The 25,890-nt window shown below is 64.1% G+C and carries 28 protein-coding genes; 6 read left to right on the plus strand and 22 right to left on the minus strand.

Annotation, left to right across the window (positions count from 1 at the left end):
• Positions 1-165: 165 nt before the first annotated feature.
• Entirely contained in the window at positions 166-780 is a 615-nt protein-coding gene (rpoE, locus tag MWN76_RS15910; RefSeq protein ID WP_250462981.1) for an RNA polymerase sigma factor RpoE, read from the minus strand.
• Between the two features lie 151 nt (positions 781-931).
• Between rpoE and nadB the strand changes: the two genes are divergently transcribed.
• Positions 932-2,548, plus strand: coding sequence for an L-aspartate oxidase (gene nadB, locus MWN76_RS15915; protein WP_250462983.1), 1,617 nt, complete (start codon positions 932-934; stop codon positions 2,546-2,548).
• 148 nt (positions 2,549-2,696) lie between these two features.
• Here nadB and MWN76_RS15920 read toward each other — a convergent pair whose 3' ends face one another.
• On the minus strand, positions 2,697-3,146 hold the full coding sequence (locus tag MWN76_RS15920; protein ID WP_250462986.1) for a protein YgfX: 450 nt from the start codon (positions 3,144-3,146) through the stop codon (positions 2,697-2,699).
• Positions 3,121-3,366 (minus strand): FAD assembly factor SdhE, encoded by a 246-nt coding sequence (locus tag MWN76_RS15925; protein WP_250462989.1) that lies wholly within the window; start codon positions 3,364-3,366, stop codon positions 3,121-3,123. The genes MWN76_RS15920 and MWN76_RS15925 overlap by 26 nt, the downstream gene beginning before the upstream one ends.
• A 158-nt stretch (positions 3,367-3,524) precedes the next feature.
• Here MWN76_RS15925 and ygfZ point away from each other — a divergent pair, with 158 nt between their 5' ends.
• Complete coding sequence (ygfZ, locus tag MWN76_RS15930) at positions 3,525-4,565, plus strand: CAF17-like 4Fe-4S cluster assembly/insertion protein YgfZ (RefSeq protein ID WP_250462993.1); 1,041 nt, start codon at positions 3,525-3,527, stop codon at positions 4,563-4,565.
• Positions 4,566-4,611: 46 nt separating this feature from the next.
• Here ygfZ and ung read toward each other — a convergent pair whose 3' ends face one another.
• From ung to MWN76_RS15955, 5 genes are all read right to left on the minus strand, one after another.
• Positions 4,612-5,334, minus strand: a complete 723-nt coding sequence (gene ung / locus MWN76_RS15935) for a uracil-DNA glycosylase (RefSeq protein ID WP_250462996.1) — start codon at positions 5,332-5,334, stop codon at positions 4,612-4,614.
• Between the two features lie 67 nt (positions 5,335-5,401).
• Positions 5,402-5,989, minus strand: coding sequence for a uracil-DNA glycosylase family protein (locus tag MWN76_RS15940; protein WP_250462999.1), 588 nt, complete (start codon positions 5,987-5,989; stop codon positions 5,402-5,404).
• Between the two features lie 3 nt (positions 5,990-5,992).
• The gene (locus tag MWN76_RS15945) at positions 5,993-6,952 is read right to left on the minus strand and encodes an esterase-like activity of phytase family protein (RefSeq protein WP_250463002.1); all 960 of its coding nucleotides are present in this window, start codon (positions 6,950-6,952) and stop codon (positions 5,993-5,995) included.
• Between the two features lie 149 nt (positions 6,953-7,101).
• Complete coding sequence (locus MWN76_RS15950; protein WP_250463005.1) at positions 7,102-7,584, minus strand: YajQ family cyclic di-GMP-binding protein; 483 nt, start codon at positions 7,582-7,584, stop codon at positions 7,102-7,104.
• Positions 7,585-7,606: 22 nt separating this feature from the next.
• Positions 7,607-8,146 carry a YaeQ family protein gene (locus MWN76_RS15955; RefSeq protein WP_250463008.1) on the minus strand — a complete coding sequence of 180 codons (540 nt, stop codon included), beginning with the start codon at positions 8,144-8,146 and terminating at the stop codon, positions 7,607-7,609.
• 97 nt (positions 8,147-8,243) lie between these two features.
• Between MWN76_RS15955 and MWN76_RS15960 the strand changes: the two genes are divergently transcribed.
• The 4 genes from MWN76_RS15960 to MWN76_RS15975 are packed head-to-tail and all read left to right on the plus strand — an operon-like array spanning position 8,244 to position 11,141.
• Positions 8,244-8,849 carry a LemA family protein gene (locus MWN76_RS15960; RefSeq protein ID WP_250463011.1) on the plus strand — a complete coding sequence of 202 codons (606 nt, stop codon included), beginning with the start codon at positions 8,244-8,246 and terminating at the stop codon, positions 8,847-8,849.
• 18 nt (positions 8,850-8,867) lie between these two features.
• The gene (locus MWN76_RS15965) at positions 8,868-9,623 is read left to right on the plus strand and encodes a TPM domain-containing protein (protein WP_250463013.1); all 756 of its coding nucleotides are present in this window, start codon (positions 8,868-8,870) and stop codon (positions 9,621-9,623) included.
• A complete protein-coding gene (locus MWN76_RS15970; protein WP_250463016.1) occupies positions 9,624-10,235 on the plus strand; it encodes a TPM domain-containing protein in 612 nt (203 codons plus the stop codon).
• Positions 10,236-10,280: 45 nt separating this feature from the next.
• Positions 10,281-11,141 (plus strand): PDZ domain-containing protein, encoded by an 861-nt coding sequence (locus MWN76_RS15975; RefSeq protein ID WP_250463019.1) that lies wholly within the window; start codon positions 10,281-10,283, stop codon positions 11,139-11,141.
• 105 nt (positions 11,142-11,246) lie between these two features.
• Here the strand turns inward: MWN76_RS15975 and lysS are convergent, their stop codons facing one another.
• The 14 genes from lysS to rimM form a co-directional block, all read right to left on the minus strand.
• Positions 11,247-12,734: a lysine--tRNA ligase gene (gene lysS / locus MWN76_RS15980; protein ID WP_250463022.1), complete on the minus strand. Its 1,488-nt coding sequence runs from the start codon at positions 12,732-12,734 to the stop codon at positions 11,247-11,249.
• A 105-nt stretch (positions 12,735-12,839) separates the two neighbouring features.
• Positions 12,840-13,935, minus strand: a protein-coding gene (prfB, locus tag MWN76_RS15985) for a peptide chain release factor 2 (protein ID WP_250463025.1) whose coding sequence is annotated in 2 segments (ribosomal slippage) — positions 12,840-13,862 and positions 13,864-13,935 — 1,095 coding nt in all. Because the reading frame shifts where the segments join, the coding sequence is not laid out codon by codon here.
• Positions 13,936-14,186: 251 nt separating this feature from the next.
• Complete coding sequence (locus MWN76_RS15990) at positions 14,187-15,287, minus strand: permease (protein ID WP_250463028.1); 1,101 nt, start codon at positions 15,285-15,287, stop codon at positions 14,187-14,189.
• Positions 15,280-15,675 (minus strand): MerR family transcriptional regulator, encoded by a 396-nt coding sequence (locus MWN76_RS15995; RefSeq protein ID WP_250463031.1) that lies wholly within the window; start codon positions 15,673-15,675, stop codon positions 15,280-15,282. Before MWN76_RS15995 ends, MWN76_RS15990 begins: the two co-directional genes overlap by 8 nt.
• A 103-nt stretch (positions 15,676-15,778) precedes the next feature.
• Positions 15,779-16,225, minus strand: a complete 447-nt coding sequence (locus MWN76_RS16000; protein ID WP_250463033.1) for a hypothetical protein — start codon at positions 16,223-16,225, stop codon at positions 15,779-15,781.
• Positions 16,226-16,271: 46 nt separating this feature from the next.
• Entirely contained in the window at positions 16,272-16,910 is a 639-nt protein-coding gene (locus tag MWN76_RS16005; RefSeq protein ID WP_250463034.1) for a LysE family translocator, read from the minus strand.
• A 10-nt stretch (positions 16,911-16,920) separates the two neighbouring features.
• Positions 16,921-17,829 (minus strand): DMT family transporter, encoded by a 909-nt coding sequence (locus MWN76_RS16010; RefSeq protein WP_250463038.1) that lies wholly within the window; start codon positions 17,827-17,829, stop codon positions 16,921-16,923.
• A 52-nt stretch (positions 17,830-17,881) separates the two neighbouring features.
• Positions 17,882-19,621, minus strand: a complete 1,740-nt coding sequence (gene recJ, locus MWN76_RS16015; RefSeq protein ID WP_250463041.1) for a single-stranded-DNA-specific exonuclease RecJ — start codon at positions 19,619-19,621, stop codon at positions 17,882-17,884.
• A 254-nt stretch (positions 19,622-19,875) separates the two neighbouring features.
• Entirely contained in the window at positions 19,876-21,264 is a 1,389-nt protein-coding gene (gene thrC / locus MWN76_RS16020; RefSeq protein WP_250463044.1) for a threonine synthase, read from the minus strand.
• Between the two features lie 232 nt (positions 21,265-21,496).
• Entirely contained in the window at positions 21,497-22,831 is a 1,335-nt protein-coding gene (locus MWN76_RS16025) for a homoserine dehydrogenase (protein ID WP_250463083.1), read from the minus strand.
• Positions 22,832-23,100: 269 nt separating this feature from the next.
• Positions 23,101-23,850: a DsbC family protein gene (locus tag MWN76_RS16030; RefSeq protein WP_250463047.1), complete on the minus strand. Its 750-nt coding sequence runs from the start codon at positions 23,848-23,850 to the stop codon at positions 23,101-23,103.
• A 231-nt stretch (positions 23,851-24,081) separates the two neighbouring features.
• Positions 24,082-24,432, minus strand: a complete 351-nt coding sequence (rplS, locus tag MWN76_RS16035) for a 50S ribosomal protein L19 (RefSeq protein WP_250463050.1) — start codon at positions 24,430-24,432, stop codon at positions 24,082-24,084.
• Positions 24,433-24,529: 97 nt separating this feature from the next.
• Positions 24,530-25,303 carry a tRNA (guanosine(37)-N1)-methyltransferase TrmD gene (gene trmD / locus MWN76_RS16040; RefSeq protein WP_250463053.1) on the minus strand — a complete coding sequence of 258 codons (774 nt, stop codon included), beginning with the start codon at positions 25,301-25,303 and terminating at the stop codon, positions 24,530-24,532.
• Between the two features lie 11 nt (positions 25,304-25,314).
• Positions 25,315-25,869 (minus strand): ribosome maturation factor RimM, encoded by a 555-nt coding sequence (rimM, locus tag MWN76_RS16045; RefSeq protein ID WP_250463057.1) that lies wholly within the window; start codon positions 25,867-25,869, stop codon positions 25,315-25,317.
• Positions 25,870-25,890 lie beyond the last annotated feature (21 nt).

The following is a 25,890-nucleotide window of genomic DNA, read 5'->3' on the forward strand; positions in this document are numbered from 1 at the left end:
CGGGTAAACCCTCTCTGTGCAATCGTTTTTCAGCGCCTCGGGGACGCCCTTCTTTCGCAGACCGGCCCCGATACCCGGAGGCACCTGGCCGCTGCTACCTATGACCCGGTATCCGTCCGTTTGTTTCCCCCGCGGGAAAATATTTTGGTGGCCACGTTCATGCCGTCAGCCCCGGTCATCCAGGGGCTCGGGCTCGCCCGCCATGACCGCCTGGACAGTGCGATCGATGGCTTCCCGGGCGCGGAAGATCCGCGAGCGCACCGTGCCCACCGGGCAACCCATGACCTCGGCGATCTCCTCGTAGCTGAGACCCTCCATCTCGCGCAGGGTCACCGCGGCCCGCAGGTCCTCGGGCAACGCGCGGATGGCATCGTGTACGGCGGACTCCAACTGGTCGCGGAACAGCTGGTTTTCCGGGGTCTCGTTGTCCCGCAGCAGATCGGCGCCGGAATAGTACTCGGCGTCCTCCAGATCCACGTCGGACGACGGCGGACGGCGACCGCGGGAGACCAGGTGGTTCTTGGCGGTATTGATGGCGATGCGGTACATCCAGGTGTAGAAGGCGCTGTCACCGCGGAAGTTGGCCAGTGCCCGGTAGGCCTTGATAAAGGCCTCCTGGGTCACGTCCTGCACTTCCGCGTGGTCCTTGATAAAACGGCTTACCACTGCGAGGATCTTGTGCTGATACTTGAGCACCAGCAGGTCAAAGGCGCGCTTGTCTCCCTTCTGAACCCGCTCTACCAGCTGGCGGTCACTCGGTGACGCCTGTTGCCCTGTCATCCCCTACTCCCATAAGCAGCCGCACCGCGGCCCTGGTTTGAGCCGGCGGCGTTTTTTCTGTGGTGATGGAGACACGGGAGTCGAGACATAAGTTCCGGGCCAAATCGACGAATCTGAAGTTGGCGCTATACTACGCCACCGCCAAACATAAATGAAATATATGAATGCACAGGTAAATTACGACGTTCTGGTCATCGGCAGCGGCGCCGCCGGCCTCACCCTGGCGCTGAAGCTGGCGGCCCGCTATCGGGTGGCGCTGTTGTCCAAGCAGCGGCTGCGGGACGGCTCCACCTGGTTCGCCCAGGGGGGGATTGCCGGGGTGCTCGACGACGCCGACTCGGTGGAATCGCACATCGCTGACACATTAGACGCGGGGGCGGGCCTCTGCCACCCGGACGCCGTGCGCATGACCGTGGAACACAGTACCGCCGCCATCCGCTGGCTGATCGACCAGGGTGTCAGCTTCACCCGCGAGGACGGCGACTACCACCTGACCAAGGAGGGCGGCCACAGCCACCGTCGCATCATCCACAGCGCCGACGCCACCGGTCGCGCCGTGCACAGCACCCTGATCGACAAGGTGCGCGAGTCTGCCAATATCGACTGCTTCGAACACCATATCGCCCTGGACCTGATCCGCCAACCGGATCCCACCAGGGGCCGCTTCCGCTGCGCCGGGGCCTATGTCTACAACAAACAGAGCGAGGAAGTGGAACTGTTCGAGGGCCGCGCCGTGGTGCTGGCCACCGGCGGCGCCAGCAAGGCTTACCTCTACACCAGCAACCCGGACGGCGCCAGCGGCGACGGCATCGCCATGGCCTGGCGCGCCGGCTGCCGGGTGGCCAATATGGAGTTCAACCAATTCCACCCCACCTGCCTCTATCACCCGAAGGCCAAGGCGATGCTGGTGACCGAGGCCCTGCGCGGAGAGGGCGCGCACCTGAAGCTGCCGGACGGCAGCCGCTTCATGCAGAACTTCGACGGGCGCGGCGAGCTGGCGCCGCGGGATATCGTCGCCCGCGCCATCGACCACGAGATGAAACGCCTGGGGGCCGACTGCCTCTACCTGGATATCTCGCACAAGGACGCGGATTTCGTGCGCGAGCACTTCCCCACCGTCTACAGGAACTGCCTGCAGTACGGTATCGATATCACCAGGGAGCCGATCCCGGTGGTGCCCGCCGCCCACTACACCTGTGGCGGCGTCATGGTGGACCGGCACGGCCGCACCGACCTGGACCAGCTCTACGCGATCGGCGAGACCACCTTCACCGGCCTGCACGGCGCCAACCGCCTGGCCAGCAACTCGCTGCTGGAGTGCCTGGTGTACGCCCGCGCCGCGGCCCTGCATATCGAGGAAACCCTCGACGGTGTCCAGCCGCCACGGGAGGTAGCCGCCTGGGACGCCTCGCGGGTGACCGATTCCGATGAAGACGTGGTGATCTCGCACAACTGGGACGAGCTGCGCCGCTTTATGTGGGACTACGTGGGTATCGTGCGCACCCGCAAGCGCCTGCTGCGGGCGGAGCACCGGGTGAAAATGCTGCAGAGTGAAATTCGCGAGTTCTACGCCAACTACAAGGTCAGCAGCGACCTGATCGAGCTGCGCAACCTGGCGCTGGTGTCCGAGCTGATCATTCGCTCGGCCCTCGACCGCCGCGAGAGCCGCGGCCTGCATTACTCGCTGGATTATCCCGGCCTGCGCGAGCTGGCGATGGACACCATCCTGGTGCCGGAGAACTTTGCCGACCAGCGGCAGTTTGTCTGACTCGGGACTTTCGGTAGGGGCAGCTCAATGGTGCGCACGGCGCACCCTTGTTGCTCTCTGCAGGATAGGTAGAGCGCATCAGGTAGCCCGGATGGAGCGCAGCGGAATCCGGGGATCTCACCGCCCCTAACTCCTGTACCACCCTCCCCTAGCGCGAAAAACGCAAGGCAACCTGCAACCGCCGCCAGTCGTCGGAACCCATACTGTCCCGCGCCAACACCAGCCGCAACCGCCGCCCCTGCAGATCGCGCCCGTTGATCACCAGCAGCCAGCGCCACAACACCAGCTCGCCGCCGAATTCAAATTCCCGCTCGATGCCGTCGCCCCCCAGCCAGAACCAGCGCCGCTCGCGGGTACTGATCGATCCGCGCATCGAGCACAGTCGCCGCCATTCCCACCTGGCACAGGCGACAACCAACAGAACCAGCGGCCACAGCAACAGAGGCTGCAGCCGGCACCACCACAGCAGCGCCAGCGATTGCAGGACCATCAGGCAGAGAAAAGCGGACAGGAGTCGGGACGGCGCCACGGCACAGTTCAGCCGGGCGCTGCGCTCCAGGTACTGCGGGTAATTACTTCTGGAGACCGGTATTGTCACGAATGATCTGCACTATGCGCTGCAGCTCCGGATCGCTGGGATCCTCGCGGCGCAGAAACCAGGCGAACAGGTCCTGGTCCTGCTCGTCCAGCAGCTTCTGGTAGCGCTGCTGGTCCTCCGGCTCCAGTGTCTCGTAGACATTGTCCAGAAACGGCAGCAGTACCAGGTCCAGTTCCAGCATACCGCGGCGGCTGGCCCAAAACAGGCGATTGCGATCCATACTTCGTATCCCGGTTGACCGACGCCGGCAGAGCAGAATTGCACCGGCGTCCTTGAATTGCGCGCAGTATAACCGCCGGCCCGGCGCAGTGCACAACTTGAAATCCCCGCGCCAACCCCCAAATAATACCAGCACAGGCAACCCGAACAGGAAGTATCATGGATCAGCAGCAGTGGCAGGAATTCCTCACCGCCGAAGGCGCCGTCTGGGAGGATAACCGGGCGCATTTTCCCCCGCTCGAATCGGCCTCCGACGATGACCTGCAACTGATCGACCTGAGCCCGCTCGGCGCCGTGTCCGTGACCGGCCCGGACAGCCAGAAGTTCCTCCAGGGCCAGCTCACCTGCGACCTGGTCACCCTGCCCGACGGCAGCGCCACCCTGGGCGCTCACTGCAATCCGAAAGGGCGCGCGATCAGCGTATTCAGTGCCAGCAAGGTTTCACCGGAAAAGATTTTCCTGCGCCTGCCGCGGGACCTGGCTTCCACGGCCAGGGAGGCGCTGGCCAAATACGCCGTCTTTTTCAAATCGGAGCTGGCGGATATCAGCGGGCAGTATCGCTGGCTGGGCCTGCAGGGCAAGGGCGCGACCGGACACACCGCCCGACTACTGGGGCTGGAAGGCCTGACCGCCGGCCATGTAAAGGAATTCGACTGCAACGGCGAATCGGCCCTTGCCGAAGCGCTGAGCGAACGCCAGGTGGCACTGCTGGTGCCGGCGCAATCCGCCGCCGACCTGTGGCAACGTCTCGCGCGGGAAGCCAGCCCGGCGGGCTACGACCACTGGCTGCAACTACAGGTCGAAGCCGGCATACCGCAACTGCACGGCGCCGCCAGCGAACTGTTTATCCCGCAGATGCTCAACCTGCACCTGCTCGGCGGCGTCAGCTTCAAGAAGGGCTGCTACACCGGCCAGGAAGTGGTGGCCCGCATGCAATACCGCGGCGCCGCCAAGCGCCGGCTGTACCGCGCCCGCTGCGAGTCCGGTGAATTGCCCGAAGTGGCTCAGGATATTCTCGGAGAAAGCGGCAAGAGTATCGGCAACCTGGTGGACGCCTGTCGCAGTGAGCGGGGTATCGAGCTGCTGGCGGTGTTGACCATTGCCAAGGTGGCTGCGGATGAAAAGCTGGCACTGTCAGACGGCCGTTCACTAAAACTGCAGGAACTGCCCTACGACGTCGAGGCCGATCCACTGACCTGATTCGGCCTCACCCGTGCTCCTGTAGAAGTAGAAGGACACTCTCCGATCAGACCTCTACCGCCACCCGCTGCAACTCAGAAGCTGCTGGCAACGCCCACTCAATCGGCTCTTCACTCCGCTGCTGCAACCACTGGTTCGCCTGCGAAAAGGGTTTGGTGCCGAAAAAACCCCGGTGCGCCGACAGCGGCGACGGGTGCGGGGCGCGCAGCACCAGGTGTTTGTTGCGATCAATAAAGGCGCCTTTTTTCTGCGCATAGCTGCCCCAGAGGATGAAGACCAGCCCCTCGCGCTGTTCCGCCAGTTTGTGAATCGCCGCATCGGTAAACTGCTCCCAACCGCGCCCCTGGTGGGCACCGGCACGGCTATCCTCCACCGTCAGGGTCGCGTTCAGCAGCAGTACGCCCTGCTCGGCCCAGGGCTGCAGGCAGCCGTGATGGGCCGGCGGAATACCCAGGTCGGATTGCATTTCCTTGTAGATATTCTGCAGCGACGGCGGTATGCGCACGCCGGGCATGACCGAGAAGCACAGACCGTGGGCCTGACCGGCGCCGTGGTAGGGGTCCTGGCCGAGGATGACCACTTTCACCCGGTCAAACGGGGTGGAGTTGAAGGCGTTGAAGATCTGGGGGCCGGGGGGGTAGATACGTTTGCCGGCCTGTTTTTCCGTGCGCAGGAACTGGCGCAGCTCGGCCATGTAGGGTTTGTGGAATTCGTCCTCCAGAGCCCGGTACCAGGAGGGGTGGATTTTTATGTTGTTTGGGGCCTGCATGGGGATTCCTTTAACTGGTGTCTGTTGCTGTCGGGCTGCGACCCGATTACCGGGCCGGCGGCGGGAGTCAGGCCAGTGCCCTTTTTACCTGTTTGCGCAATTCCGGTACCACCTCCGCCTCGAACCAGGGGCGCTGGCGCAGCCACAGGGTGTTTCTGGGGCTGGGGTGCGGCAGCGGCAAATAGCCGGTCGGCAGTGCGTCGCGGTAGTGGCGTACGTTTTCCGTCAGGCTGCCGTACCGATGGGGCAGGTAGTGGCGCTGGGCGTATTGTCCCACCAGCAGTGTGAGTTGCAAATCCGGCAGCTGCGCCAGCAATCGCTGGTGCCAGGTGGCGGCGCACTCGGGGCGCGGCGGCAGGTCGCCGCCCTTTCCGCGGCCGGGATAGCAAAAGCCCATCGGGATAATCGCAATGCGGGATTCGTCGTAGAAGGTTTCCCGGTCCATCTGCAGCCAATCGCGCAGGCGATCACCGGAGGGGTCGTTCCAGGGGATGCCGCTCTCGTGCACGCGGGTGCCCGGGGCCTGGCCGACGATCAGCAGCCGCGCGCTTTCGGCGGCACGCACCACCGGATTGGGACCCAGGGGCAGGTGTTCCTCGCACAGGCGGCAGTGGCGGATTTCTTCCAGCAGGGTCGGGAGACGATCGGTAGTCAAGATTTACCTCGGGCCGGGCTGGTTCGCGTCGCTGGCGGCGGGCGCCTCGGGGAACTGGAGATGGAGTAACAGCGCGCGCCTGTCCCCGGGGTCGGCGACGCGGGCGACGTTGTTGTTGTCGAGCACCACATAGATGCCGCTGTCGTCCACGGCGAGCCCCTCGCCCTTGCCGTACTCGGTTTCCCGATAGACAAACTCGGGGGCTTCCTCGATGGCGCCATAGTCGATACACCATTCGGCCCGCAGGTCTTCGAGTGAGCGGCGGCAGACGGCGAAGGCGTTGCGCTCCAGGGTGAACAGCGCCTCGTGGTAAAAGGCGAGGCCGGTAATATCTTCGTTGCGGCCGCGAAAATCCAGGCCGGCGACCGGCGGAATCTCCAGCAGTGCCGGGGAGGCGTTCGCTTTCAGGTGCAGCAGGCCGCGGGGCTCTCGCTCCAGCGCTATCCAGAAATCGCCGCCGACCTTTGCCAGCCCCTCGCCGGCGGCGTTGAATTTTTGCAGGTAACCGCGCTCGCGCGCGGCCTCTGCCCAGCGCTGCGGCAGCCACTCGGCGGTGCCCCGGTTGTCGAGGTTCGCGATACGGTGGTGGCGTTCGCTGAGCAGGTATACGGACTCGCCATCACAGCTGACACCCTCGAAATCCATTGCCGTATCCGGGCGGGTCAGGTCGATCAGGCTCGCGAGCAGGCCGGCCGACTCCCCACCCGGTGCAGCCAGACCAGCCAGGGCCCGGTCCGGAACCAGCGACACGCCACGATCGGCGACATCAACCTGGTAGAGGTTGCCGGAATCCTTGTCGGAAACCGCCAGCAGTTTTCCGTCGCAGAAACTCAATCCGGAAATATCCAGGCCAGCGCTGTTGTCGAGCCATCGGGCGGAAAGCAGTTTCGCCTCGCTGACGGGTGTCGCCGACAGTGGTGATGACAGGACCAGCAGGCCGGCGACCAGGATGCTGCGGAGCAAGGAAATCCTCTTCTGTTCAATTGTCGTAGATACCATCTGTCTCCACACCCCTCAAGGGGCTATCTGGCACATTGAGGGTCGTAGTGGGCGTAGCGGGAAACCCGGATTCCGCTGCGCTCCATCCAGGCTACGCCCTACGGCTATCGTGTTCAGTCGCGGAAATTTTCGAACTGCAAAGGCTGTTCCAGTTCCTTGCCGCGCAGCATGGCAATAACCTGCTGCAGATCGTCGCGCTTCTTGCCGGTTACACGCACCTGCTCGCCCTGGACCGCGGCCTGCACCTTGAGTTTCTCCTCCTTGATCAGTTTGACGATCTTTTTTGACAACTCCTTGTCGAGACCGTTTTTCAGCGCGATCGGTACTTTCACCTGCTTGCCGGACTGCTCCATTTCCCCGACCTCCATCGCCAGCGGGTCGATATCGCACTTGATCAGTGCGGAACGCAGCATATCCACCATCTGCGTCGCCTGGATTTCCGCCTCGGCGCGCACGGTGAGATCGAAGCCGCTCATCTCCACTTCCGCGTCCACCCCCTTGAAATCGAAGCGGTTGGCCACGGTGCGGTTGACCTGGTCCACGGCGTTGGTCAGTTGGTGCTTGTCCACTTCGGACACGATATCGAAAGAAGGCATCGGTTGTTCTCCGTTTACTTGGTCACTGCTTCCAGATTTCCGGAATGACTTCCACACTCCGATCGGCACTGCTGATCCACAGATGGCCGTCCTGGACGGTGATATTCAGGTCCATATTGCGCTCGGCCAGCGCCGCGAGCTGCTCGCAGGCATCCGCCGGCAGGTGATAGACGCACAGCCTGTCGAAGCGCGCCAGCGCGGCGCCCTGCTTCCGCCACCAGACCGGCGCCGCACGGCGACCGTAACTGTACACCAGAACACGCTGCGCGCGATTGCACGCCTTGCGCAGGCGATCCTCCGCCGGCAGGCCCACCTCGATCCAGAGCGCGATGTCGCCCGCTGGATGACGCAGCCACAGATCCGGCTCGCTGTCCGTGGACAGCCCGCGGGTGAACTCGAGCTCGCCGTGCGCGTTGTGCGCAAAGGCCAGCAGGCGCACCATCATGCGCTCGTCGGTTTCCGATGGATGCCGCGCCAACGTCAGGTTGTAGTCGCCGTAGTGATCCCGGTCCATATCGGCGACCTGCAGCCGGGCCTTGAAGATTGTCGCTTTCAGCGCCATTTGTGCTCCGCGTCTGGCCGCCCCCGCGCTTTGCGGGGACGGGAGGCTATTCTTGGGTGGTTCGGGATCTCAATTTGAACAACAGGGGTAACTCGGTATGGACTCTGCACTCGGTCGCCTGTGGCAAAGCGCCCTCTTCTGCCTGCTGGCCCTTGGGCTGAGCGGCTGTGGCATCAACAATATTCCCACTTACGACGAGCAGGTCAAAGCCGCCTGGGCCCAGGTGGAGAACCAGTACCAGCGCCGCGCCGACCTGATCCCCAACCTGGTGAAAACCGTCAAGGCCTACGCCGCCCACGAGCGGGAGACGCTGCAGGCCGTCACCGAGGCCCGCGCCAAGGTCAGTTCCATGCAGGTGGACGAAAACCTGCTCAACGACCCGGCCAAGCTGCAGCAGTTCGAGGCCGCCCAGGCGCAGCTGTCCAGCGCGCTGGCGCGCCTGATGGTGGTGGTGGAACGCTATCCCGACCTGAAGGCGGACCAGAACTTCCTCGCCCTGCAATCGCAGCTGGAGGGCACCGAAAACCGCATCGGCGTGGCCCGGCGGGATTATATACAGGCGGTGGAACGCTACAACCGCGAGATCCGCACTTTCCCCGGCCGCATCTGGCACATGGTCCTCTACAGCGATATGCCCATCCGCGATACCTTCCAGGCCACCAGTGAGGATGCGGACAAGGCGCCGGAAGTCGACTTCCAGTAAGCGGTGCGCCGAATAGCAATGCACTTGCGCGGATCCGTCACTGGCAGCTGTCTTTTCGCCCTCGCCGTACTGCTGTGGGCGGCGGGCGCGCTCGCGGACGTACAGTTCCCGCCGCTGTCCGGCCGCGTTGTGGACAACGCCGGGCTGCTGAGCCAGGAGACGGCATACCGGCTGACGGAACTCATGCAGCAGCACGAGGAGGAGACCGGCAACCAGTTGGTGGTGGTCACCCTGCCGGACCTGCAGGGGCTGACCATCGAGGAATACGGCTACCAACTCGGCCGCCACTGGAAGATTGGCCAGAAGGACAAGGACAACGGCGCGCTGCTGATCGTCGCGCCCGACGAACGGCAGGTACGCATCGAGGTCGGCTACGGCCTGGAGGGCGCACTCACCGACGCGCTGTCCGCCAATATCATTCACACCAAGATCCTGCCCCGCTTCAGGAGCGGCGATTTCGACGGCGGCGTAACCGCCGGTGTACAGGCGATGATCGCGGCGATCGGGGACGAGTATGTGGCCGAACCCACGGAGTCCGGCGACGACCGCCGCCTGGCCCTGCTGGTGGGGCTGTTCCTGCTGCTGGTGATGCTGCAACTGTTCGGCAGCTCGGTACTGGCGACGCCCGCCGGCGGCCAATACCGGCGCGGGCGCTACGGCGGCTACTACGGCGGCGGTGGTTTTGGGGGCGGCTTCGGCGGCGGGGGATTTGGCGGCGGCTTCGGCGGCGGTGGCGGCGGATTCGGGGGCGGCGGCGCCTCGGGGGGATGGTAGATGCTGAACAGCGAATACCGGCGCAAGGTCGCCGAGACGATCAGGGAGGTGGAAACCCGCACCGACGCCGAAGTGGTCACGGTGCTGGCGCGGGAGGCCGACAACTACCTGTATATTTCCACCCTCTGGGCCGCCTTCCTGGCGTTGCTGCTGGCACCGCTGATGCAGTTCCTGCCCTGGTGGATCGAATACGAGCAGGCCTTTACCCTGCAGTGGATACTGTTTATCACCCTGGCGGTGCTGTTCCGCTGGCGCCCGCTGACCATGCGGCTGGTGCCCCGGAAAGTGAAATACTGGCGCGCCGCCAACCTGGCGCGGCGGGAATTCCTGGAACAGGAGCTGCACAGTACCCGCGGGCGCCTGGGACTGTTGATCTTTGTGTCCCAGGCGGAACACTATGTGGAGATCCTGGCGGACCGCGGCCTGGCAGAACAGATCACCGACGAAAGCTGGCAGGAAATCGTCGAGCATTTTGTCCGCGAGATCAAACGCGGCAAGACCGGCGAGGCTTTCGTCCACTGTATCGGGAAGTGCGGCGAGCTGCTCGAGGAGGCAGCGCCGGTCAGTGAAATCAAGAACGAATTACCCAACCACCTGATCATCCTGAACTGAAGCTGCGGTTCCGGGCATCGGGCAGCGACAAAGGCGTAGCACACTATGAAATCCGCAAAACCCGCGCTGATCGCCACCGTGACACTGCTGTTGATCGCCGTGGCCTACATTGCCAACGGCGCGCTGGACCGCAGCAAAACGCCGGAAGACGGAAAGGGCGGCCTCGGCGGACTCTTCGCCGATAGCGAAGCCGACCTGGAACAGCGCGTGCAATCGCTGGAGGAGTCCCTGCGCAACGCCAACCGGATACAGACGCAACTGCTGGACCTGGTGGAAGACCTGGGACAGCGCCTGGAGCAGGTGGCGCCGGCGGAAGAGCCGGTGGAAACCCGCACCGCGGCAATCCGCCACCGCCGGGACGCACACTCGTCCGACGAGCACCTGTCGCGCAGCGAACGCTACCGCAAATACCGCCGTATGCAGCTACAGCGGCTGATCGATGCCGGCCTCAACCCGGACCGCGCGGAATACATCCTGGACAAGCAGGAGCGGTTCCAGTACGAGCATATGAAAATCACCTACGAGTACCGCCACCTGCGGGACAAATCCTCCGCAGAGGCGCAACAAATCAAGGAGAAACTCAGCAATTACAGTCACCCGCGCAAGATGTTTGAGCACGAACTGAGCGAGCAGGAATTTGAACTCTACCTGGATGTCAACGGCGGCCGCCAGGAAATGCAGGTGGACCGGGTACTGGACAACACCCCGGCGCAAAGTGCCGGCCTGCAGCCGGGCGACAAAATCATTTCCTACAACGGCGAGCGCATCTTCCACTCGGGAGACCTGCGCTCACAGATCTACAAGGTGGCGCCGGGAGAGACGGTCAAGGTGGAAGTACAGCGCGCCGGGAGCTCGGCCACGGAAGTGATTTACCTGCCCAGCGGGCCGCTGGGCATTCAGGGGTGAGAAGCTGGTAAAAATCCTTGTAGGAGCCTGCTTGCAGGCGAATATCTCCGGGCTCGGCCTGTCCCGTTCGTGCAAGCAGGCTCCTACAGAATACGCGGCAGAATACTATTCCGCGGCCGTTTCCGGACGCATATGCGGGAACAGCAGCACATCGCGGATGGACGGCGAATTGGTCAGCAGCATCACCAGCCGGTCGATACCGATACCCTCACCGGCGGTGGGCGGCAGGCCGTATTCCAGCGCGCGGATATAGTCGGCGTCGTAGTGCATGGCCTCATCGTCGCCGGCATCCTTCTCCGCCACCTGGGCCTTGAAACGCTCGGCCTGGTCCTCGGCGTCGTTCAGCTCCGAGAAACCGTTGGCGAGTTCGCGGCCGCCGACGAAGAACTCGAAGCGCTCGGTCACGGACGGATTGTCGTCGTCGCGGCGCGCCAGCGGCGAGACCTCGGTCGGATACTCGGTAATGAAAGTCGGCTGGTCCAGGCGGTGCTCGACCGTCTTCTCGAAGATCTCGATCTGTACCTTGCCCAGGCCCCAGGAATCCTTCAGCGGAATATCGAGTTCCGCGGCCACTTTTCGGGCACTCTCCAGGTTGTCGATATCCGAGTGGCTCAGGTTCGGGTTGTAGCGCAGGATGGAATCGAACACCGACAGGCGCGCAAACGGCTTGGAGAAATCGTAACTGCTGCCCTGGTACTCGACGGTGGTATTACCCAGCACGTTTTCGCAGATGCCGCGCAGCATCTCCTCGGTCAGGTCCATCAGGTCGTTGTAACCGGCGTAGGCCTGGTAGAACTCCAGCATCGTGAACTCGGGGTTGTGCCGCGTGGACAGGCCCTCGTTGCGGAAATTGCGGTTGATTTCGTAGACGCGCTCGAACCCCCCCACCACCAGGCGCTTCAGGTACAGCTCCGGCGCCACGCGCAGGTACATGTCGATATCCAGCGCGTTGTGGTGGGTGATGAACGGCCGCGCGGTGGCGCCGCCGGGAATCACCTGCAGCATCGGCGTCTCCACTTCCATAAAGTGGTTGCCGTTCAGAAAACTGCGAATGTAGGCGATGATCTCCGAGCGGGTGCGGAATACATCGCGGGATTCCGGTGTCGCGATCAGGTCCACATAGCGCTGGCGATAACGCATTTCCTGGTCGGCAATGCCGTGGAATTTTTCCGGCAGCGGGCGCAGCGCCTTGGTCAGCAGCGTGTACTCCTCGCAGTTGACATAGAGGTCGCCCTTGCCGGACTTGTGCAGCACGCCGCGCACACCGACGATATCGCCGATATCCCAGGCACCGAAGCGCTCCTTGATATCTTTCTGCGCGGTCTTGTCGGCGTACAGCTGAATGCGGTCGGACACATCCTGGATCACCATAAACGGTCCGCGCTTGGCCAGGATACGGCCGGCCACGCAGGCCATCTTACCCAGCCCTTCCAGCTCTTCCTTGGTCTTGTCGCCAAACTCGCGTTGCAGGTCGGCGGCCAGGTTTTCGCGACGAAACGCATTCGGGAAGGGGTTGCCCTTCTCGCGCAGCGCAGACAGCTTGGTGCGGCGTTCGGCGATCAGTTTGTTTTCGTCTTGCTGGGTATCGGTCATTAGTCTTTCCAATGCGGAATGATGAATGCGGAATGGCGGAAGCGGAACACTGCGGAGTGATGAGCGGCTTTAATACGCCTTCAACACTCCGCATTCCGTATTGACTTAAAGTCCCGCCTTGAGGCTCGCCTCGATAAACTGGTCCAGGTCGCCATCGAGTACCGACTGGCAATTGCTGGTCTGCACGCTGGTGCGCAGGTCCTTGATGCGCTGGTCGTCGAGCACGTAGGAACGGATCTGGCTACCCCAGCCGATATCCGACTTGCTCTCTTCCATCGCCTGTTTCTCGGCGTTGCGCTTCTGCATTTCCTGCTCGTACAGTTTCGCGCGCAGCATTTTCCAGGCCTTGTCGCGGTTCTGGTGCTGGGAGCGCTCGCTCTGGCAGGCCACCACTATGCCGGATTCGATATGGGTCAGGCGCACGGCGGAATCGGTCTTGTTGACGTGCTGGCCGCCGGCGCCGGAGGCGCGATAGGTGTCCTCGCGCACCTGGGACTTGTCCACCTCGATCTCGATATTGTCGTCGATCTCCGGTGACACGAACACAGAAGTGAAGGAGGTGTGGCGGCGGTTGCCGGAGTCGAACGGCGACTTGCGCACCAGGCGGTGCACGCCGGTCTCGGTGCGCAGCCAGCCGAAGGCGTGATCACCCTGGAAGTGGATGGTGGCACTCTTGATACCGGCCACCTCGCCGGCGGAGGCCTCCTCCAGCGTGGTCTTGAAGCCGTGCGCCTCGCCCCACCGCAGGTACATGCGCAGCAGCATCTCCGCCCAGTCCTGGGCCTCGGTGCCACCGGAACCGGCCTGGATATCCAGATAGGCGTTGTTGGCGTCGTTGGGGCCGGAGAACATGCGGCGGAATTCGAGTACGCCCAGCTGTTTCTGCAGGCCCTCGATCTCGCCGGCGACTTCGGCAACCGAATCCTCATCGCCCTCTTCCGCGGCCATTTCCAGCAGCTCGCGGCAATCGGAGATACCGCTGTCGAGGCTTTCAATGGTGGTGACGACCGTCTCCAGGGAGGAGCGCTCGCGGCCCAGTTCCTGGGCGCGGTCCGGGTTATCCCAGACACTGGGCTCGGCCAGTTCCAGTTCGACCTCGGTCAGGCGTTCTTTCTTGGTAGCGTAGTCAAAGATACCCCCTAAGAACGTCGGTGCGCTCTTCGAGGTCTTGCAATTGATTCAGGAGGGGATTGATTTCCATGAACTCTCGGATTCCGGGGAAATTTAAAGCGGCGCGCATTCTACCGCAGGGGGGCGGTTTTCATCCAGTGGCGGCCCACAGCGACAACACAGGGATATAGTGATGTAGCCCGGCTGCAGGTGCGCAGCGCCGCAATCCGGGGACTGCGTGCCATCGGCAAGCAGCGGTCTCCGGATTCCGCTGCGCTCCATCCGGGCTACCCGGTAAACCGGGCCCTCAGCCCTATATCCCGGGGAAAGGGGCCCCGTCGTTCAACTGCCGAACCCGTTCATCAGCAGCCCGGCGGCGATGATCTGCGGCAGGGTCAGCAGCGGCAGCGCCAGGGCAATCTTCCAGGAGCGGGTGGTATCCTTGATCGACATCAGCTCGGTGTAGTCCGTGGATACGCCGGCCATCAGGAAGGCGAAGGCGTTGCCCGGCGCGGCGGCACGGCTGAAGATATCCGCGGCCAGCGGCGTGGCGCCCTCGGAGCAGACTTCCAGGATGGTCGCGGCCACCAGCGTGGCGCCCAGGCCCAGCGCCGTGGGCCCGAACCACTGCTGGAAGACCGCCGGATCGACGAAGGCGCGCACCAGCACCGCCAGCACGATGCCCACCAGCAGCCAGCGCACCACCATCTGCGAGCCGCGGATGCCCTCCCGCAACAGACCGCCGATACTCGTGGGCGTCAGTTCGGCGCGCTGCCAGAGCGCCGAAACCTCCCCGCGCCAGTCATAGTCCTCGGGCAGTTCGACGTGATTGGGGTTGGCCGGCAGCCTGCCGCTGTCCACCAGGCGATCCGCCAGATAGCCGGACAGCAGCGCGATGACCGCCGAGCAGAGAATGAACACCAGCGTCCACCAGAAACCGATCAGCGCGATCAGGATCACCGTCAGCGACAGCGAGTTCCACGGGCTGGCCACCAGGAACGCCAGCACCTGGCCGAAGCTGGCGCCGCGCCGGTACAGCTGCATGCCCACCATCAGGATGCCGTGGGAGCACAGATCGAAGAACAGCCCCGCCAGCGTCGCCCGCAGCAGTCCGCGCTTGCTGCCGCCGCGCCCCAGGGCCGAGATCACCAGCTCCTGCGGAATCCGCCCCAGCAGCCCCACGAACAGCGCGCCGGCCACCACACCCCACCACATGGTATGCACCAGCTCTACGGTGCCGGCAGACATGTGGTGCAGCCATTCCGGCATGGCCGACGTGCCCAGCGCCCAGTAGAGCCCGTAGAGAAGCGCCACGACCGACAGGCTGGTCCACAGCAGCCAGTCGATGCGGCCGTGGGGCTCGTCGGCACAGCAGGCGGAGGTGTGCGACTCGACCATCCGCGCGTCCTCGGGCGGCTGCGGACCACAGCACTTGTCAGTCATGCTCGCCTCCCGCCAACTGGTCCAGGATCGCGCACTCGGGCGATTCGTCGCCCGCACAACGACCCGCCAGCTCTTTCAGCGTGGCGCGCATCTCGCGCAGGTTGCGCAATTGCGTCTCGATATGCTCCAGCTTGTCCAATACCAGCAGCTTGGCGTCGTGGCTGCGGCGCGAAGGATTGTGGTACAGCCCCAGCAGGTCGCGCACCTCCTCGACAGAAAAGCCCACGGCGCGGGCGCGCTGGATAAAGCGCAGCGTCTCCAGGTCGCGTTCGCTGTAGTCCCGGTAGCCGTTCGCCGAGCGCTGCGGGCGCAGCAGGTCGATGGATTCGTAATAGCGCAGCGCCTTGGGGGTCAGGCCGGACTGCCGCGCCGCCTGGGAAATATTCATGAAACCTCCCGCTTCACAGCCCGCTCGCCAACGCGGATCCGGACTGTCGGTTGAACACGATGTCGGAGGTTAGGGATTACCGCAAGGGTAAGGTCAAGCGGTGCTAGCGTGTCTGGGCGCCGCCCGAACCGGAGCAGCTTTTGTGCTGGTACTCGATCCGGTCCGCCGGATCGAAGCCCAGTTCCAGCGCCGCATCCAGTGACTCCTGGCCGACCAGGTGCAGCAGGATCTCGCCGGTGGGCCCGCCGCAGACACTGGGATACATGCGATCGGTGCGCACACCGCAGCGGGACTCCTGCACCTCGACGCCGCTGTCGGTCAGCTTGGCGGCACTCTCCTCAAGGCTGATACCGCCCCCCTCACACTGTTTGCTGCCGCGGCCCTCCAGCACCCAGATCAGTTCTTCCGCCTGCACCGGAGGCGCCTCCTCCTCGGCTGACGATTGCGGCTCGTCCTGCGGGGCCGTTTTTTCGCGGTCGGCGCGCTGACCACAGCCGGCGAACACCAGGGACAGGGTCAGGGCCAGCAGGCACAGAAAATGGGATTTCATCGGCAGAACTTCCTCCATAAAGATTCCGGATCAGTTGGCGCGGCGATCAGCCGAATGCCAGCCAGGCACCGACGCCGAGCATCAGCGTGCCGGCGATACGGTTGACCAGGCGCACATTCTCACCGCGCCGCAGCAATCCACTCAGTGTACGCCCACCGCTGGCATAGATCAGCATGCACAGCGTTTCCAACAGCAGAATGATAGCAATCAGCACCGCCAGCTGCGGCAACAGCGGCCGCTGGTCGTCGATAAAGGGCGGCAGCAGCGCAATGAAAAAGGCCCAGCCTTTGGGGTTGGCCACCGCGGTCACAAACCCCTGAAGTACCAGTGCCCGCCGCTGCGGCAGGGGCGCGCTGCCATCGCGGTCTTCCGGCGCCGCCATCACCATGCCGCCGCGATCCCGCCACATCCGGATCCCCAGCCAGGCCAGGTAGGCGCCGCCGCAGTACTTGAAGACCTGGAACACCGCCGGATACTGCAGCATCAGGGCGGCGATACCCAGGACGGTGCAGACGGCCCCCACCGCGACGCCGGCCAGCTCGCCGATCATCATCCACACGGTGCGGCGCACGCCGATCGACATTCCCAGCGTCAGCGCCAGGGTCATACACATCCCCGGCGTGATCGACACAAAGAAAAAAGTCGACACGAACAGCGCCAGCACGGAAACATCGATAACCCCCATTTCCGCCCCCTCAGTGATGGCTGCCGGCGTGGGTGCCGTAGCGGCTGAGCAGCATACCCGCCAGCATCAGGCCACAGCCCAGCAGCTCGTGGCCACTGAACACCTCGTTCAGGATCAGCCAGCCCGCCACCAGCGCGAATACCGATTCCAGTGCCATGATCACCGTGGCGTGGGAGGTGGCCGCGTGGCGCAGGCCCAGCAGCTGGAAGGTGAAAGCCACGGCGGTGGAGAAGATCATCATATAGGCGATGGGCCAGGCGGACGCGATGGCACCGTCCAGCGTCGCCTCCTCGATAAAGAAGGAGGCGACCGCCGACAGCAGGCCGCAGCAGAGAAACTGGATCGCCGCCAGCCGCAGGGCGTGGTAGCGCTTGACCAGCCGGTCCGCACTCAGCACCTGGATGGCAAAGGCGAAGGCACCGGCGAATACCAGCAGGTCGCCGATCATCTGCGATTGCTCGGAGAAATCGCCGAGGCAATAGAGCCCGACCAGGGCCAGCCCGATGCCACCCCAGGTCCAGCGGTTGGTGGCGATGCCCAGCGATAGACCGATCACCGACACCAGCAGCATTTCCATGCCGGAGATAAAACCGGCGCGACCGGCGCTGGTGTAGACCAGGCCCCACTGCTGCAGCGCCGCGCCCAGGAACAGCCAGAAGCCCAGCAGTGCGCCGCCGCCAAAACAGTCGCGCCAGCGGCCTTTCACCGCCGCGCCCTCCTCCGGCGTGGCCACGTCGCGCCGCGACGACAGCCAGTAGACCAGCGGCACCAGGATCAGTCCACCCAGCAGGAAACGCCAGGCGTTGAACGCCAGCGGCGGCATATGCTCCATGGCGACTTTCTGCGGCACGAATGCCAGCCCCCAGAAAAAGGCCGCCAGTAACAGCAGGAGTTCGGCTCTCGCCTGTTGTGCTTTCATTCAATCATTTCCGAAAATTCAGTGGTCGGTACCAGTCCCGCAGGCGGCCGGGTTAGATAGCCTGCAGATAGCTGACCATCAACTGCAGGGACTCGCGGCCGCGGAATTCGTTGATATCCAGTTTGTAGGCCAGGTGTACCCTGTCCGCCTGCTGTGGCCAGGTATCGGTATCGATATTGAAGGCGATGGCGTCCAGTGCCAGCTGCGGATTCTGCGCCGGCGCCACCACCATTTTCAGGTGGCGCTCGCCGACGATACGCTGCTGCAGCAACAGGAATTCGCCATCGAATACCGGCTCCGGGAACGCCTGGCCCCAAGGGGCGCAAGCGCGCAGGGCAGCCGCCGTCTGCATGGAGAAGTCGGCGGGCTCCAGTTCGCCGTCGGAATCGATCACCGCCTGCAACTGCGATTCGTGCAGGCGGTTGCGCACCGCCATCTCGAAGGCGTCGACAAATGCCGGGAAGTTTTCCCGCTGCAGGCTGAGCCCGGCCGCCATCGCGTGGCCGCCGTACTTGGCGATCAGGTCCGGGTGGGCGGCGGCGACGTCGCTCAGCGCATCGCGGATATGCAGGCCGGGAATCGAGCGCGCCGAGCCTTTGATCAGGCCCTCGGTTGAAATGCTGTCGCCTTCCGCAAAGGCAATCACCGGGCGGTGGAATTTTTCCTTGATGCGGCTGGCGAGAATGCCCACCACGCCCTGATGCCAGTTTTCGTCGTAGAGACACAGGCTCCAGGGAATCTCGCCCTCCAGTTGCACTTTCTCCAGCGCGGCCAGTGCCTCGCGCTGCATGCCCTGCTCTATCGCCTTGCGGTCGCGGTTGAGGCCGTCGAGTTCCGCGGCCAGTTCGCGGGCCTCGGTCGGATCGCGGGTCAGCAGGCAGCGGATGCCGGTGCCGATATCGTCCAGGCGCCCGGCGGCGTTGATGCGCGGGCCGAGGATAAAGCCGATATCGGTGGTGGACAATTTGCGCTGGTTGCGCCCGGCCACTTCCAGCAGTGCGGCGATGCCGGGCCGGCAGCGGCCGGCGCGGATGCGGGCGATGCCCTGGTGGACCAGGATGCGGTTATTGTGGTCCAGCGGCACCAGGTCGGCGACAGTGCCCAGCGCCACCAGGTCCAGGTACTCGGCCATGTTGGGGGCGGCGATACCGCTCTGCTCGAACCAGCCGCTCTCCTGCAGAGCGCTGCGCAGGCGGCTCAGCAGGTAGAAGATCACACCGACACCGGCCAGGTTCTTGCTGGGGAAATTGCAGTCGGGCTGGTTGGGGTTGACGATCGCGTCGGCGGCCGGCAGTTCGCTGCCGGGCAGGTGGTGGTCGGTGACGATCACGGTCATGCCGGCGGCTTTGGCCGCGGCCACACCGTCGATGGAGCTGATGCCGTTGTCGACGGTGACCAGCACATCCGGAGCGGACTCCTTTGCTACTTCGACGATTTCGGGGGTCAGGCCGTAGCCGAAATCGAAGCGGTTGGGCACCAGGAATTCGACCCCGGGTGCGCCCATGGCCCCCAGCGCCAGTACGGCCAGGGTGCTGCTGGTGGCGCCGTCGGCGTCGAAGTCGCCGACGATCAGGATTTTCCTCTGCGCCCGCACCGCCTCCGCCAGCAGAGTCACGGCGGTCTCCAGGCCGCGCATGGCCAGCGGCGAGTGCAGTGTCGCGAGCCGGTGGTCGAGCTCGGCCTCGCTGGCAACACCGCGGCCGAGCAGGACCCGCTGCAGGATTGCGGGTATGTCAGAAGCAAAACGGCCAGTGGAGAGATCCACTGGCCGCCGTTGAATTTTTTTCTGCATCTTTCGTGTCTTGTTTTGATTGCCCCTCTGCCGCCGTGGAGGGTTGCAGGTAAGCGGGCTCAAGGATGGCCCTGCTACCGGGACTGCTTTGCGGGACACGCCGTGAATACGTCCCTGTAGGCTTGTCTGCAAGGTCCCTCTCGCAGACAGTCCCGCAAAGCAGTCCCGGCATCAGGGCCTTCGCGTCCAGCTTCGGTTTCTTTTCGAGTCCCGAGTCCCGAGTCCCGAGTCCCGAGTCCCGAGTCCCGACAAGATTACCCCAGCGCTTCCGCCATAAACCGTTGCACCTCGCCCAGGTCATTCGGCAGCACCTTCATGCGCTCCTCGCGCTGGAACAGGTCCTGCATATGTGACGGCAGGGGGATTTCCTGTGTCGGCAGCGCGCGCGCCACCGCCTCGGGGAATTTTGCCGGATGGGCGGTGGACAGGCAAACCATCGGCTCCCCCGTCGACCTGCGCACCCTGCGCGCGGCCTCGACACCGATGGCGGTGTGCGGATCCAACAGGTAGCCGCTGGACTCGTAGACCTCGCGGATCACCTCCACGGTGCGCAGGTCGTCGACGCGGCAGGAAGAGAAGACCTCGCGCGCCTTGGCCAACGCCCTGTCGTCGAGATGCATGGGCGCGCTGCGGTCCGCCAGCAGTTCCGCCACGGCGTTGCCATCGCGACCGTACAGGTCGAACAGCAAGCGCTCGAAGTTGCTGGAGACCATGATATCCATGCTCGGCGACAGGCTGTGTACCAGCGGTTGCGGCGAGTGGTCGTTGTCGCTGATGCAGCGGTGCAAGATGTCATTGGCGTTGGTCGCGATCACCAGTTGGTCGATGGGCAGGCCCATCTGCCGCGCCAGGTAACCGGCGAAGATATCACCGAAGTTGCCGGTGGGCACGGAGAAGTTGACCGCCCTGTGCGGCGCGCCCAGGTTCACGGCGGCGTAGAAGTAGTAGACAATCTGCGCCATGATCCGGGCCCAGTTGATCGAGTTGACCGCCGCCAGGCGGCGGCCGCCCAGGAACGACTGGTCGGCGAAACTGGCCTTGAGCATGTTCTGGCAGTCGTCGAAATTCCCTTCCAGGGCGATATTGAACACATTGTCCGACAGCACCGTGGTCATCTGCCGGCGCTGCACTTCCGACACGCGGTTGTGCGGGTGCAGGATGAAGATATCGATATTGTCGCAGTGGCGGCAGCCCTCGATGGCGGCGGAGCCGGTGTCACCGGACGTGGCTCCCATCACCACTACGCGCTCGCCGCGCTTTTTCAGCAGGTGGTCGAACAACTGGCCGAGGAACTGCAGGGCAAAATCCTTGAACGCCAGGGTCGGGCCGTGGAACAGCTCCAGGATCCACTCGCTGGCGTCCGTCTGTACCAGCGGCGCCACGGCGCTGTGGCGGAAGTGTTGGTAGGAGCGTTCGAGGATATCCCGCAGTTCGCTGTCAGTCAGGTCGTCGCCGACAAATGGCTGGATGATGCGGAAGGCGAGCTCGCGATAGTCGAGGCCGGCCATGGCCGCGATGTCCTCGCGAGAGAATTGCGGCAGGGTTTCCGGTACATAGAGACCGCCATCGCTGGCAAGGCCGGTGAGGACGGTGTCGGCAAAGGAGAGGGACGGCGCGCGGCCGCGGGTGCTGATAAATTTCACGGTATTTTTTTCAGTTGGACAGGGTTGAAAACTTCTCTACAGGGGCACGGGATCGGATCGGCCGGCACAAGCCGAGGTCGCACCGCCGGGGGCCATCTGACAAACGATTGCCGATGAGGCTGTTTGTCGGATGGCCACCGGTGGCGCGGCCGCTTCGGAGCCACCGGTCCGCGATGATAGACCAGTCACGGGCCCGCGTCCCGCAAGCCGAGCCGGACTCGGCGCTCCCTGCTTACCCGAGCGGCTCGACGCGGATACGCACTACATCGCCCTCGACGGTATCCAGCGCTTCAATCTCGGCCACGGCGTCGCGCAGGCGGCCCTCTTTGGCGCGGCTGGTGAGGATCACCACCGGCACCAGGGCCTCGCCCTCGGCCGGTTCGTGCTGGATCAGGGCCTCGATGCTGATGCCCTGGTCACTGCAGATGCGCGCGACCTGGGACATGACGCCGGGCTTGTCGTGGGCAGAGATACGCAGGTAGTAGCTGGTGACCACCTCGTCCATCGGCAGCACCTGGCCGCCGTTCTGGCCGCCCTCGGCGACACCGGAAACCGGTACGCGCTGGTCCGGCGCCGCCTCGAGCGTGCGCGCCACATCGACGATATCAGCGATCACCGCCGAGGCGGTGGCCTCGTCGCCGGCGCCGGCGCCGTAGTAGAGCGTCGGTCCCACGGCGTCGCCGTTGACCAGTATCGCATTCATCACACCGTTCACATTGGCGATCAGGCGGCGCTCGGGAATCAGCGTCGGGTGCACCCGCAGTTCCACGCCCTGCTCGGTGCGCCGCGCGATACCCAGGTGCTTGATGCGGTAGCCCAGTTCGTCGGCGTAGTGGATGTCCTCACTGGTCACACCGCTGATCCCCTCGGTGTAGACCTTGTCGAACGCCAGCGGGATCGAAAATGCCAGGGAGGCCATGATCACCAGCTTGTGCGCCGCATCGATGCCCTCGACATCAAACGTCGGGTCGGCCTCTGCGTAGCCGAGTTCCTGGGCCTGCTTCAGGGCGTCGGCAAAACTCCGCCCCTTTTCGCGCATCTCGGTGAGGATATAGTTGCCGGTGCCGTTGATGATGCCCGCGAGCCACTGGACGCGGTTGCCCACCAGGCCCTCGCGCAGGGATTTGATGATCGGGATACCACCGGCCACCGCGGCCTCGTAGGCGATGGTCACGCCTTTCTCGGCGGCGGCGGCGAACAGTTCGTTGCCGTGCTCGGCAATCAGCGCCTTGTTGGCGGTGACAATATGCTTGCCGTTGCGGATGGCCGTCAGCACCAGCTCCCGGGCCACGGTGGTGCCGCCGATCAGCTCCACCAGGATATCCACGTCGGGGTTGGCGGCCACATCGAAGATCTCGCGGGAGACATTCAGCGCGCTGGTATCGCAGGCGGGATTGTCCCGGCGCGCGCCGATCTGCACGATTTCCACCGGCCGCCCGCAGCGCGCGGCGATTTCCTCGCCGTTGCGCGCCATCACATTGACCGTGCCGCTGCCCACAGTGCCCAGGCCACAAATGCCGATACGCGCCGGGCGCCGCGGGCTTTCGGATTGCTGATGGGATTCCAGTTCGGTGGTCTCTTCGACAGGTGCGCTCACAACTTCCCTCCGCGCAAGCGGCTCGACCTACCCGTCAATCCGGCCCCGGCAGACGACCGGGTACCCCGGCGCGGGACGCGAGCCAGGTAACAGCGCAATAAATGGCAATGAAAAACGATAAAAGGACGACAACCTTACTGAGAAGGGAGGGAAACTGTCAATAAATTGCGTCGGCAAATATCAATTACCGGCGGCCGCTGCGCCGGCCCCCGATCCACATCCAGGTATTTTATTCCCGGTCAGATCCCCAGCGCTTTCGCCATGGTATCCGGCGGCAGGTAGCCCGGCACCACCGAGCCGTCCTCCATAACGATGGTGGGCGTGCCGCGCACGTCGATGACGTCGTTGCCCAGCTTGTACTGCTCCGCAACCGGGTTGCCCTCGCAAACGTTCAGCGGCACATTCTCGCGGTTCTTCAGCGCCGTCAGGGTCTTGTTCGGGTCGTCGGAGCACCAGGCGGTGGCGATCTTGCGATAACCCAGGGAGTTCAGGCCCGCGCGCGGGAATGCCAGGTAGCGCACCTCGATACCGCGGCGGTTCAGCTCCGGCACGTCCTGGTGCAGCTTGCGGCAGTAGCCGCAGTCCACATCGGTAAAGACGTAGATATGCGCCTTGGTCTCTCCCTTGGGGGAAAAGACGATCATATCGTCGATATCCTGCGCATCCATGATCTTGGCCCGCTGGCCGGTACGGCGCTGTTCGGACAGGTTTGCCAGGCCGCCGCCGGCCTTGACCTGGTAGAGATCGCCGAAGATGAAATGGCCCCCGTCGGCGGAGACGAACAGTGTATTGGCACCGCCATCCACTTCCACTTCGTAGAGACCGCTGATCGGGCTCTCGCGCACCTCGCCGTAGATGGCCTTGGGATTGCCGGCCTCGAGGCGCGCCTTGATGGTCTTCGCCACTTCCGTATCGACTTCCGCCCGGGCAGTTGTCCCCAGCAGGGCCAGGATTGCGCCGACCAGCAGCGGCTTGTTGAAAAGCATCATTCCCGATAGCTCCTTTCTGATTCTTCGTTGGCTTCGACTGACAGCACCGGATTTGGGTTCCAGCCAGTATGGCATCGATTGGCGACAAATGTGCCCTCTGGCGCGTTTTACCATATCCGCCCGCACAGCACCATGACACCGCCCGCAGGTTGCCGCAGCCCTTCCGGAAAGCACCAACAAAAAAGCCGGAGCATTTCTGCTCCGGCTTTTCGGGTTCGATCGGGGAAAAGCTTAGCTGAGCTTCTCTTTGATGCGCGCCGCTTTACCCGTCAGGCTGCGCAGGTAGTACAGTTTGGCCTGGCGCACGTCACCGCGACGCTTGACCTGGATGCTGTCGACCAGCGGGCTGTGGGTCTGGAAGGTACGCTCTACGCCGACACCGTGGGAGATCTTGCGCACGGTGAAGGAGGAGTTCAGGCCGCGGTTGCGCTTGCCGATCACAACGCCTTCGAAGGCCTGCAGACGCTCGCGGTTACCTTCCTTTACCTTGACCTGGACGATCACGGTGTCGCCCGGGGCAAAGGCCGGAACCTCGCTCTTCAGCTGTTCCTGTTCCAGCTGCTGGATGATTTTGTTAGTCATTTGGAATACTCCCAAACAAGGTATGTAGCTTCTCAGCTAGGTGGCCGGATTACTCTCGCCTCCCGGCGAATCCAGCGTTCATGCGACGGGCCGCTGTTCACTGCCCGTCGATATCTGCCTGCCGCTGCCGCCGGATCTCCTCCAGCAGCAGCTGCTGTTCACTATCCAGCGCCAGCCCCTGCAGCAGGTCCGGGCGGCGCTGTTCGGTGCGCGCCAGCGCCTGTTTCAGGCGCCAGCGGCGAATCTTTTCGTGGTTGCCGGACAGCAGCACTTCCGGCACCGACCTGCCGCGGTACTCTTCCGGGCGGGTGTAGTGCGGGCAGTCCAGCAGTCCGCTGGCGAAGGAGTCCTCCACCGCCGACTGGTCGTGCCCCAGCGCACCTGGGATCAGCCGGGTAATGGCGTCTACCATGACCATCGCGGCCAGTTCGCCACCGCTCAAGACATAGTCGCCGATGGACCATTCCTGGTCGATCAGCATTTCGACGATACGCTCGTCGATCCCCTCGTAGCGCCCGGCCAGCAACACCAGGTTGCCCGACGCGGAGAGAGTCTCGACACCGCCCTGGTCCAGCTGCCGACCCTGGGGCGACAGGTAGATACTCCGGGTTTCAGCCCCGCCCTCTTCGGCCCAGGCGCGCGCCGCTGCGAGCGCCTGGTAGAGCGGCTCCGCCAGCATCACCATGCCGGGGCCGCCGCCGTAGGGGCGGTCGTCCACAGTGCGGTGCCGGTCGCTGGTGAAATCCCGCGGATTCCAGCAGCGCACTTCCAGCAGGCCGTCCTTGACGGCGCGGCCGGTGATACCGTAATCGGTCAGCGCGGCGAACATCTCCGGGAAGATGCTGACCAGCGCGATGCGCTTGGCGGCCACTGTCGCGCCGCCTAGAACGACGGATCCCAGGCGACGGTGATGACACCGGCGTCCAGGTCGATATCGGTAACGAATTCACCCGGCAGGTACGGAATCAGGCGCTCGCGCCCATCCTCGCCGCCGCGCACCACCAGCACATCGTTGGCGCCCGTCTCCATCATCCGGATCACGGTGCCGAAATCCTGCTCGCGGCCGTCGAAGCGGCTGATCACGCGCAGGCCCTGCAGCTGATGCCAGTAGAACTCGCCCTCTTGCAGCTGCGGCATCGCATCGCGGCGGATGGCGATATCCCGCTGGCAGTAGCGCGCCGCCACTTCGCGATCATCGACGCCCTCGATATGGGCGATCAGGCCCTTGCCGTGGCGCCGCCCGCGATCGATCTCCAGCGGCTCCCAGCCGCCCTGTCCCTGCAGCCACCACTGGCCGAACTGCAGGATATTGTCCATCGGCTCGGTATAGGAGTGCACCTTTACCCAGCCGCGGACGCCGTAGACGGCGGTGATACGCCCGACAGTGACCAATTCAGCGGATTGGAATCCGCCGCTGTCGCGATTAACAGTTGTCACAGGCGCACCCGCCATTCCCGG

Source organism: Microbulbifer litoralis (genome assembly GCF_023634065.1).
GTDB classification, from domain to species: domain Bacteria; phylum Pseudomonadota; class Gammaproteobacteria; order Pseudomonadales; family Cellvibrionaceae; genus Microbulbifer; species Microbulbifer litoralis.